Here is an 11131-nt window from a genome sequence, read left to right on the forward strand (position 1 = left end):
TAGCGCGCATGTTTTGCTGCATTGCGCCCCAGTCGGCACGCCACGACCGCCAGCATGCGGCAACCGACGTTGGCAACATCTCGCCTCCCGCCAGACTCATCCGGCCCGCGCCGCGACGGCATGGCCGGTCCCCTTGCGCGGCACCTCCAGGGGCTGGCCGCGATACTCGACGCTGGCGTCGGCCGCGGGTTCGAGCGCACCGGCATCGTCGCGCGGGCCATCGACGAAGCGCACATGGAGGGTGCGCCGGTCCTGCATGCCCGGCCAACGCCCCTCGCGCGCGCCGATGCGCAGCACGCCGCTGGCCTGATCCCACTGCAGCGGGATGCGGCTGAACTCGCCCTGCTCGTAGCCGTAGCCGGTGCCGTCGTCCTCGTACAGCGAGAAGCGGCCGTCGGCGCCGGTGTAGACCACCACGGTCAGCGGCGCGTCCGGGATCTGGTCGACGTACTGCTGCACTTGGGTCATCGGCACGATGGCGCCGGCGCGCACGAACAACGGCATGCGCTGCAGCGGCGCGGCGGCGTCGATGGTCTGGCCGCCGGCGTGGCGCGCGCCGCTGTTGAAGTCGATCCAGTCGGTGCCCGCCGGCAGGTAGACCTTGCGCGAGGTCGCACCGAAGCGGGTCACCGGCGCGACCAGGAACGCAGGGCCGAACAGGTACTCGTCGTCGATGTCGGCGACCTTGGGGTCGTGCGGGAAGTCCATCGGCAGGCCGCGCATCATCACCCCGTCGTGGTGATAAGTGTCGCCGGCGAGCGTGTAGATGTACGGCAGCAGCGCGTAACGCAGGCGGCTGTAGTAGGCCATGCTGGCGTAGTACGGCGTGCCCTCCGGCGCGATGTTCCAGATCTCGCGGCACGGGAACTGGCCGTGCGAGCGGAACAGCGGCACGAAGGCGCCGAACTGGAACCAGCGCGTGTTGAGTTCGCGCCACTCGGGCAGGTGCGCCGGGTCCTGGCGTTCGTAGCGCTTCTCCACGGCGAAGCCGCCGATGTCGAAGGTCCAGTTCGGCAGGCCCGACATCGACAGGTTGACGCCGGCGGAGATCTGCTCGCGCATGTCCTCCCAGCGCGAGGCGATGTCGCCGCTCCACACCGCCACGGCGTTGCGCTGGATGCCGGCGTAGCCTTTGCGCGAGAGGATGAACACGCGCTTGCCGTCGGCGGCGCGGTCGCCGGCGTAGACGCCGTGGGTGTGCGGCAACGGATAGGCATTGAAGAACTCGGTGGACGGCCCCAGCGCGGTCGGGGTAGTGCGCGCCTTGCGCTCGGCGATGTCCAGGTTGGAGTGCACGTCGGGTTCGTCGGCATCCAGCCACCAGGCATCGATGCCCTTGCGGTTGAGTTTTTCGTCGATCTGCCGCCAGTAGATCGCCTGCGCGTCGGCCGCGTACGGATCGTAGAAGGCGTTGGTGTAGCCCTTGCCGATCCAGTCCAGCTCGCCCACCTCGACGTTGCGCCGGTAGATGTGCCCGGCCGCGTCCAGTTCCTTGTAGTGGTCCGTGCTCGGGTAGAACTTCGGCCAGACCGAGATCATCAGCTGCGCGTGGCTGGCGTGCACCGTGTTGACCATGCCGTCCGGGTCGGGAAAGCGCGCGCGGTCGAAGTCGTGCGAGCCCCAGGCGTTCTCGGGCCAGTACGACCAGTCGAGCACGATGTTGTCGATCGGCAATTGCCGCCGACGGTACTCGGCCAGCGCGCCGAGCAGTTCGTCCTGGGTCTTGTAGCGCTCGCGGCTCTGCCAGAAGCCGTAGGCCCACTTCGGCAGCAACACGGCCTTGCCGGTCAGCGTGCGATAGCCGGCGATGACCTGGTCGGCGTTGTCGCCGGCGACGACGTAGTAGTCGATCATCTGCCCCGCTTCCGACCACAGCGACAGGTCGCCGACTTCGGCCGCCGGCAGCGGGTCGCGATGCAGCAGCGCGATGTAGCTGGGATCGATCAGGTCCCATTCGACCTTGAGGGTATGCCGCTGGCCGGGTTGCAGCTGCAGCGCGAACTCGTGGTGCCAGGGGTTCCAGTTCTGACGCCAGCGGTCGACGAGCAGCTTGCCGTCGACCCACAGCCTGGCGTACTCGCTGGCGTAGAGCGAGAAGGTATGCGTGCCGCCGCGCTCGGCCTCGATCTGGCCTTCCCAGCGCACCTGCATGCGGCGCTTGTCGCCGGGCTTGGCCGCGGCGGGGAATTTCACCAGGTCCTTGATGTACTGATAGTCGATGTCGGCTTCGCGACGCTCCAGCACCGGCTTGCCGTCGATCGCGTAGTGCGCGGTCAGCGCACCGCGCTTGCCGTGCGCGTCGTACAGGCGCAGCGTCGCCGGCAGCGGCTGCAGCCCGCGCGGATCGCCGAAGCGGGTGATCGCGTTGTTGTCCCAGAGGATCCCGTAGTTGCGGCTGGACACGAGGTACGGCACCGCCATGTCGAGATTGCTCTGCAGCAGTTCGATGTCGTGGCCCTTCTGGTTCATCCAGCCCTGCTGGTGCTGGCCGAACCCGTAGAAGGCCTCGTCGGGCGGCGAGACGAAGCGCTGGCGCACGCTCAGGTAGTGACGACCCTCGACCTGCAGCGGCGCGAAGCTGCGCCCGCCCGCCACTTCCGCCAGCAGCGGCCTGCCCTGCGCATCGCTGAAGCCGACATGGCCGTCGACGGTGGACACCTGTGCGGTCATCCGCGTGGTCTTGAGCTGCACCGTGTCGCCGCGCTGCTCCAGCGTAAAGCCGGTGTCGCCCTGCACCGGCACCCGCATCAGGCTGGGTGTGCGCTGGAACGCGCCGGTGGGATCGGCGCTGACCCGGACGATGCCGCGGTCGATCACCTGCAGGCGTACCGGCGCCGCGCCCCTGGCGCTGGGATGCACGGTGACGCCCTCGGCATCGCGGGTCACCTGCTGCGCGGCGGCGGACGCGGCGACCGCGAGCAACGCCAGCGCCAACAGGCGTGGCAACGAAGGCGGCAGGCAACGGTTGGCGTGGTGCATGTTCACTCCCTTGGAAGTCACGCGGCATGGCGCGTCTGGCGCCGCCGCATGGTCAATAAGTCGCCAGGGTGACGCGCAGCAACTGCGGCACGTCGGAGAAGTTGAGCCCGTAATCGGTCTGATCGCCGTTCCAGTTGCGCCGGAACCGCCACTGCTCGCCCTCGTACACGCCCTCCTCGACCCGGTCGTAAAGCATGTTGGCGGTCGCGGCGCTGGCCGGATGCAGGGTCACCCGCGCATGCTGGGCGGTGATCAGGAAGTTATCCGGGCCGAGTTCGGCGATCAGCGCCGCGCCGATCGGCGCGGGATTGCCGGGCGGCTCGCCCTGGAACCAGAACTGCGGCACGCCGTAGGTGACGGTGGCGCTCCAGCGCGCGTTGAGCGGCAGTTCCTGCACCGCCTGGCCCGGCGCCTCGGCGGTGCCGTGCAGCTTGCCGGCGGCCGCGGCGCGGGCGAACACGCGCATGCCCATGCCCACCGCGCGATAGCCCAGCGCGAACGGCGCCAGCGCCTGTGCGTCCACGCGCTTGGCGCCGAGCGGATCGTTGGAGTAGCCGCTGTAGTCGACGCCGAAGGTCGACCAGCCGATGCCGTCGTGGCCCAGCGCCGGATACAGGTAGCGCGCGTACTCGGGGCGGTTGCCGGTCTCGGCGACGAACAGCGCGTTGTCGGGGCGTGCATAGCGCTGCAGCACCGTGGTGTACAGCGCGTACTCGGGCATGTAGATATCCGGCGCAAGCAGGTCGATGTGCGGGGCCGCCGCCTTCCACACGTCGAGCACGTTGTCGGTGGGGCCGCCGCTGGCGTACTGCCCGGGCTGGCCCGGATTGAACGGGCCGCGCAACGCCGCATTGACGTAGATCGGCAAGGGATACGCGGCCTTGCCGGCCTCAGCGACGCGGTCGATGAAGTGCGCGATGTGCCACGCATGGAAGATCTCGTCGGCCTCGGCGCCGAACACCTGCGCCCAGGTGCCCGGCGACTTGCCGAGCCGCTGCAGCAACGCCTGTGGCACCGGGCCGTCGAACACGCGCTGCGCCATCGGCGAGAAGTCGCGCGCACTGCCGTAGGTGCCCGGCTCGTTCTCCGCCTGCACCATGATCACCGTGCGCTGCGGATCGGCCTGGCGCAGATGCCGCATGAAAGCAACGAAGGCGGTGCGGTCGGCCTCCAGCGTGGCCGGCGCCAGCGGCGACAGCGAACCCAGGCGCCGCCCGTCGCGCGCGACCACGCGCGGAAAGCGCGCATCGTCGGTCTTGACCCAGTGCGGCGCGTAGTTGGGGCCGTTGTTCTTCCAGGTACCGAACCACAGCAGCACCAGCCGCACCCGCTGCGTGCGCGCCTGCGCCAAAAGAGTGTCGACGAAGGAGAAATCGAAGCGGCCCTCTTCCGGTTCCACCTGCTCCCAGGCGATCGGCACCTGCACGGTGTTCGGCCCCAGCGCGCGGATCGCCGGCCACACCCGCGCCAGCGCCGCCGGATAGTTGCTGGAGTTGTTGACCTGCGCGCCGAGGATCAGGAACGGTGCGCCATCGACCAACAGCGCGTGACGGCCGTCGGTGCTGACCAGGCGCGGGATCGGCGCCTGGGTCGGCGCCGATGTCGCGGCAGCGGGCGTGTGCGCACCAACCGACGGCGCATCCGGCGCGGCCTGGCAGCCGCTCAGCAGCAGCGACAGCAGGACAGGCAGCCGCCATGCGGTGCGCAACGCGCGCGACGGCGATCCGATTCTCCGCACGTGGCCGGTGCCCAGCCTCACCAGTCGTCGCTGCGGAACGGGCCCACCGGCAACTGCTCGCGGTTGACCAGGTTGGCGTCCTCGGGGTTTTCGCTCCAGGCGTAGCGCAGCGCCTGCGGCTGCGGCACCGCATCGCTGCGGACCACCACCTGGTCGCCCTCGATGCGTGCCTGCGCCGGATGGAAGCGCCGATCGGCACCGGCCAGGGCGAAGCCGTGCACCACGCTACCGCCGCCGCGCACCGCCAGGGTGCTGCCCATCAGGTCGAACATCACCCGCGCCTGGCCATCGGCGAACGTGGCGCGCGCGAACACCGGCGCGCTGTAGACCAGGGTTTCGCCGTAGGCCACATGGCGTGCGACCAGCGCCAGGCGATGCCCCACGTCCTGCTTGTTGGGGGGATGGATGTTGTCCGGCGTGCCGATGTCGATGGTCACCGCTTGGCCGGTGGCCGGCAGCGCCAGCGTCCTGGTCTGCGATTCGCGCAGTTGCGCCCATGGGCTCAGGTCGCCCTGGTCGTTGCCGGCCTTCCAGTTGGCCAGTTGCACCCACAGGAACGGCAGCTGCGGCTGTCCGCGCTCCTGCCGCCAGCGCCCGATCAGCGACGCGAACTGCTCGCAGTAGTGCAGCGCGCCATACTGGTAGGCGTTGCTCTCGCCCTGGTACCAGATCACGCCCTTGACCGGAAACGGCTGCAAGGGGTGGATCATCGCGTTGTACAGCAGCGTCGGCACCTGGTTCTTGTCGTCGTTGGCGGCCAACGTGACCTGACCTGGGCGGAACTGCCAGTCGCCGGCCAGCGAGCGCGGCTGGCCGCCACCGGATTGCACGAAGAACGCCGCCGCATCGCCGGGAATGCCGCCGAAGCCGCCGGTATCCAGGATGCGGATCGCGATGTGGTTGACGCCGGCGCGCAGCGCTGCCGGCGGCACGCGGTAGCGGCGCGGCTCGGTGTAGCGCCCTTCGGTATGGCCGACCTCCACGCCATTGACGTAGGTGGTGTCGGCATCGTCGGCCGGGCCGATGCCCACGACGGCGCCGGTCTTGGCTTCGGCTGCACTGAGGGTAAAGGTGCTGCGATACCAGGCGACGCCGTCCATGCCGACGTAGCCATGCTGTTCCCACAGCCCCGGCAGCGGCTGGCGGTCCCAGTCCCGGTCGTCCAGATCGGCAGCGGCCCAGCCGGCATCCGCATCCGCGGTGGTCGGCTGTGGCCAGCGCGCCAGGCGCCGCCGGGTCTCGCCGAGGTCCTGTGCGTCCTTGGCCTGCATCTGCGCGATGCGCGTGCGCACCTGCGCCGCGTCCACGCCCGGCGAGGCGGCGTCCATCCAGGCCTCGATCGCACTGCCGCCCCAGGTGCTGTCGACGATGCCGATCGGCACGCCGGTGCACTGGCGCAACTCGCGCGCGAAGAAATACGCCACTGCCGAGAACGCGCCGGCAGTGGCGGGCGTCGCCGCGACCCAACTGCCGCCGGGCAGCCGCGGCTGCGGCTGCGCCGACCAGGCCTTGGGCACCTTGAAGTTGCGCAGTTGAGGATCCGTCGCCGCCGCCACTTCGCGCGCGCCGTCGCGCGCCTGCGCCAGCGGCCACTCCATGTTGGACTGGCCGCTGGCCAGCCACACGTCGCCGATCAGCACATCGCCGATGCGCCGCTGGCTGCCGTCGCCCTGCACCTCCAGCACGTACGGGCCACCGGCCGCATGCGCCGGCAACTGCAGTTGCCAGCGGCCGTCGCGGCCCGCGACCGCACTGGCGCCGGCACCGTCCAGGCGCGCCTGGATGCGTGCGCCAGGCGTAGCCCAACCCCAGACCGGAATCGGTGCATCGCGCTGCAGGACGGCGCCGTCGGCGAACAGCAACGGCAGTTGCAGCTCCGCCGCGGCTGGCCATGACGCGAACGCCAGCGCCAGCAGCGCCAGGCAAACGGTGGGATGCAGCGGTCTTGTCATGAAGCGGTTCCTGCGTCGGGAGGAAAAGCCGGCCGCGGCCACCTGCCTCGCCGCAGGCGGACCGCGCGCCGGAGACGGCTGCGCGCCTACCAGTTGGCGCGCAGCACCAGCGAGTAACGACGATCGTTGACGAACCAACTGCGCGTGTACAGATGCCGGTCGACCTCGCCATCGCTGTAGGAGGTCGGCCCCATCAGCACCTTGGTCTCCGCGTTGGTGATGTTGTTGGCCTGGATGCCTAGTTGCAGGTGCGGCGAGAACCGATAGAACACCGAGCCGTCGAGCTGGCCGTAGTCGTCCGACCAGGTCGGCAGCTTGGTCGACACGTCGCTGGCGGTCAGCAGGTAGCGCGAGCGCCAGTTGTAGGCCAGGCGCACCGACAGCGGGCCCTTTTCGTAGATACCAGCAAGGTTGTAGCTGCGCCGCGACAGCCCTTCCAGCGGCAGCGCCACGCCAGTGACGGTGGTCTTGGTGTAGGGATCGGTGGCCGTGTTCACGCCACCGCTACTGTCGACGAAGGTGAAGTTGGCATTGACGCCGAAGCCGCTCATCCAGCCCGGCAGCGAATCGAAGAACTGCGTGTAGCCGTACTCGAAGCCGCGGATGCGGCCCTTGTCCATGTTGTACGGACGCGTCACCAGGAAGTCCTGGCCGCCGTAGTTCTCGGTGACGGTCTGGTTGGAGAAGTAGTCCTTGACGCTCTTGTAGAACAACGTCACGTACATCATGTCGCTGCTGTCGAAGTACCACTCCAGCGCGGCATCGTACTGGTCGGCCTTCATCGGCTTGAGGTTGGGGTTGCCGGCGGAGCCGGTCCAGTCCTTCAGCGAGCCGTTGTCGTTGACGGTGGCGGTGAGCAGCAGATACGGCTGCAACTGGCTGTAGTCCGGCCGTGCCATCGCCTTGGACGCAGCCAGACGCAACTGCAGCGCATCGGAGAACTTGAAGCGCAGGTTCAGGCTCGGCAGCACGTCGGTGTAGCTGCCGCGCGCGTCGTTCGGGAAGTACTGCCCGTAGTACTGGGCCTTGAGCGCGTCCGAGGCCGAGGTGGCGGACAGGTCCGGATACTGGCCGTAGCCCGAGGCCTCGGTCCTGGTTTGCACCACGCGCACGCCGATGTTGCCGTCCACCGGCACGCCCAGCGCGGTGTCGTTGCCGAAGTACATCACCATGTACGCGGCCTGGGTGCGTTCGAACTGGCGGTTGGTGTCCTGCAACTGGTACTGGTCCGGCGCCCAGCCATAACCGCGCAGTGCGACGATCTGCTCGATCAGCGCCGAGGTTCCGGCGTAGTCCTTGACCGCGCTGTTGCGCGGGAAATACAGGTTGTTGGGCACGCGCACCTTGCCGCGCAGCAGGTTCGAAAAGGAATACAGCGACGAGGACGCGGTCATGTAGCTGGCCAGGTCGGCCAGGCCGGTGGCGGTGCCGGGGATGGTCGCCCAGTTGTCGCTGATCACGCCCCAGTTGTAGCCGGAATTCTTGTTGGTCTGGGTGCGGTCGGTGGCGCGGATGCCGGCACGGAAGGTGCGCAGCCACGGGTTGTCGTCGTAGCTGTATTCCAGGTCGAAGCGCGTGGCCAGCTCTCGACCGCGGTTCTTCGCCAGGTGATCCATCGCCGCGCTCCAGAAGTAATTGGAGGGGTCGGCGGTGTAGCTTGGGTCGGCCAAGGTCACCGCAGGGTACTTGCCGCTGAGGTCGAAGGTCAGGCCCGGCAAATAGATCGAACTGAACAGGGTGAAATCCAGGGTGTCGCTCTGCGACTGCACCAGTTGCATGTCGCCGCGCACGGTCAGCCGGTCGGTCAAACGATGGGTGAAGCCGCCGGACAGATCGGAGGTGGTGGTGCTCTGCCGGGCGTAGCGGTTGTCGGTGTAGAAGCGCACGCCGTCGTTGCCGGTGACGTTGCCGCGCCAGGAACTGGACGCCGGCGAGCCGCTGACGAAACGGCCTGCGTCGTCGTAGGTGAAGGTGGTGCCGGGCGCCGGCGCGATCGCATTGGTGTCGTCGTTGAAGAACGCCGCGCGCTCCTGCCAGTTCATGTCGTAGGACGAGCGCAGGTATTGCACGTAGAGGTCGGTGGCGTCGCTGGGCCGCCACTGGAAGGCGGCCGCCACGCCCTTGCGCTTGCGTTCGAACTCCAGCTGCCGCCAGTTGACGCCACCGGGCACGTAGACCTTGTCGAAGCTGGTGCCGGCCAGCAACGCGGGATCGGTGCGGCGCACGAACGGTTCCACCTGGATGCCGTCGCTGCGCGTGGCCAGTTCCGAGTGCGCCACATCGAGCATGAAGCCCATCTCGCCCAGGCCCGTGTTCCAGCGATCGCTGAACAGGAACGAGCCCGACGGCTTGTAGGTCTTGCTCAGGTCGCCGTAGTTGACGTCGGCGGTGAAGCCGATGACCCGGCCCGGCTGGTCGAACGGCATGCGCGTGCGCAGGTTGACCGTGCCACCGAGGCCGCCTTCGATGATCTCCGCCGAGGGATTCTTGTACACGTCCACGCCGGCCATCAGTTCGGCCGGCACGTCCTCGAAGCTGAGCCCGCGTCCGCTGGCGGCGCTGAAGCTGTCGCGACCGTTGAGTTCGCCGCGCACCTGGGTCATGCCACGGATCATCACCCCACTGCCTTCGGCCGAGAAGTGGTCCGGGTCGTTGCGCGCCATGAAGTGATCGATGGTCACGCCGCTGACCCGCTGCAGGGTCTCGGTGACGCTGCGGTCCGGCAGCGCGCCGATGTCCTCGGCGCTGACCGAATCGACGATCTGCTCGGCGTCGTGCTTGATCGACTGCGACTTGATCAGGCTCGCCCGCACGCCCTTGACCTCGATCGCATCGAGCTGGACCGGATCGCTCTTCTTGGCGGCAGGCTGTTTGGCGGCAGGTTCGGCGTCCTGCGCCAGCGCCTGTGCGCTGAGCAACACGCCGATGCTCAGCGCGATGAGCGAATGCGGCAAAACACGGGGACGACGTGACGCTGCGGTCGGCAGAGCCGGACCACAAGAATGCTGCGATGCCATGCTGTTTCCCTCCCAGGAGACATGCACACAGACACGGGCGACGGTCGCACCAGGGCGCCGTCCTGCGAGTTGTGACGGCGTCGGTCTCAGCCGCTGCCGTATCGGATGGCGCCGCTGCGCAGAGTGGCAGGTCGGTCGCTACCGCGATCGGCCGAGACTAGAAATGACATTCGCGTGAAGCAAATGAAAAATTCCCGTCCAGCTATGCGATTCAAGACTAGCGGGATGCGCACCACGGCATGTCTACGAAATCGTCCGTCTGCGACATGGCAGCGCCTGCGACGACATTCAAACGCTCGCCGCCCGCTCGGGATACAGCCGCTTGGCCGCATTGCGCAACGCCAGCAACACGCGTTCGGCGCCAGGCGGCAACAGATAGTCGCGGCGGCGCACGATGCCGAACGATTCCATGCGCACGCCCAGCGTGATCGGCAACACCGTCAGCAGCTTGGCCTGCACATACGGCGCCACCGCCTCGGCCGGCAGCGCAGCCAGCAGGTCGCTGCCGCGCAGCAGGCTGGTCATCACCGGCAGCGACGAGGTCTCGATGACGTTCTGCGGCGCCGGCACCGCATGCTCCAGGAACATCGCGTCCAGGCGCGCACGCAGCACGCTGTCGGCCGGCGGCAGCACCCAGCCGTAGCGGGCCAGGTCGGCATGGCGCAGGTCGACGCGGGTGGACAGCGGGTGGCCGGCGCGCGCGATCACCGAGTGCGGCTCGTCGGCCAGCGGCTCGAACTCCAGCGCCTCGGCGCCGTAGGGGCCGAGGATGCGGCCGATCACGATGTCGAGCTGGCCGTCGAGCAGCTTGGCCACCAGCGGCCGGCTGTAGTCCATCTCCACCCGCACCAGGATGCCGGGAAACTCGCGCTTGACCTCGGCGATGGCCTGCGGCACCAGGTTGGTGCCCGGATTGACCACGGTGCCGATCGAGACCTGGCCCATGCGCCCTTCGCACAGGGCCGCGATCTCTTCCTGGGCGCGGCCGATCTCCGACATCGCCGCGCGTGCGCGGCGGATCAGCACCTGCCCGTACCAGGTCGGTTCGACCCCGCGCGCGTGGCGCTCGAACAGCTTCACCCCCAGCAGGTCCTCCATTTCCGCCAGCAGCTTGGACGCCGCCGGCTGGGTCATGCTGGCCGCCTCGGCCGCGCGCAGCACCGAGCGATGCTCGTGCAACTGCAGCAGCAACAACAGATGCCGGGTCTTCAGGCGCGCGGCGTTGAACCAGGGATTGGCGGAAACATTCATCGTGGGCAGGCGTCCTGGGGGAGCGGAGCCGCGTATTCGGCGGCGGAATAGAATATGCCTAAAATTTCATTTGCAGAGCATAGCTCACGCGCGCAGGCTACGGCCCATCGCGCCCCCGCTGGCGCCGTCGTCGTCGGGCACCGGCCTGCCGCGGCGGATGCCGCCGGCTTGGCGCCAGCGCGCCGACGCACGGG

General features: G+C 68.6%; 5 protein-coding genes. All 5 read right to left on the reverse strand.

Annotated elements, in window-relative coordinates:
* Positions 1-96 precede the first annotated feature (96 nt).
* On the reverse strand, positions 97-2979 hold the full coding sequence (locus D183_RS0117665; protein ID WP_017910169.1) for a TIM-barrel domain-containing protein: 2883 nt from the start codon (positions 2977-2979) through the stop codon (positions 97-99).
* A 52-nt stretch (positions 2980-3031) separates the two neighbouring features.
* Entirely contained in the window at positions 3032-4687 is a 1656-nt protein-coding gene (locus D183_RS0117670) for a DUF5597 domain-containing protein (RefSeq protein ID WP_017910170.1), read from the reverse strand.
* Between the two features lie 47 nt (positions 4688-4734).
* Positions 4735-6669, reverse strand: a complete 1935-nt coding sequence (locus D183_RS0117675; RefSeq protein WP_017910171.1) for a sialate O-acetylesterase — start codon at positions 6667-6669, stop codon at positions 4735-4737.
* Positions 6670-6755: 86 nt separating this feature from the next.
* Complete coding sequence (locus D183_RS0117680; protein ID WP_088033252.1) at positions 6756-9608, reverse strand: TonB-dependent receptor; 2853 nt, start codon at positions 9606-9608, stop codon at positions 6756-6758.
* A gap of 366 nt (positions 9609-9974) precedes the next feature.
* Positions 9975-10937, reverse strand: coding sequence for a LysR substrate-binding domain-containing protein (locus D183_RS0117685; RefSeq protein ID WP_017910173.1), 963 nt, complete (start codon positions 10935-10937; stop codon positions 9975-9977).
* Positions 10938-11131: the final 194 nt, after the last annotated feature.

This window comes from Xanthomonas sp. SHU 199 (genome assembly GCF_000364665.1).
Classification (GTDB): domain Bacteria; phylum Pseudomonadota; class Gammaproteobacteria; order Xanthomonadales; family Xanthomonadaceae; genus Xanthomonas_A; species Xanthomonas_A sontii.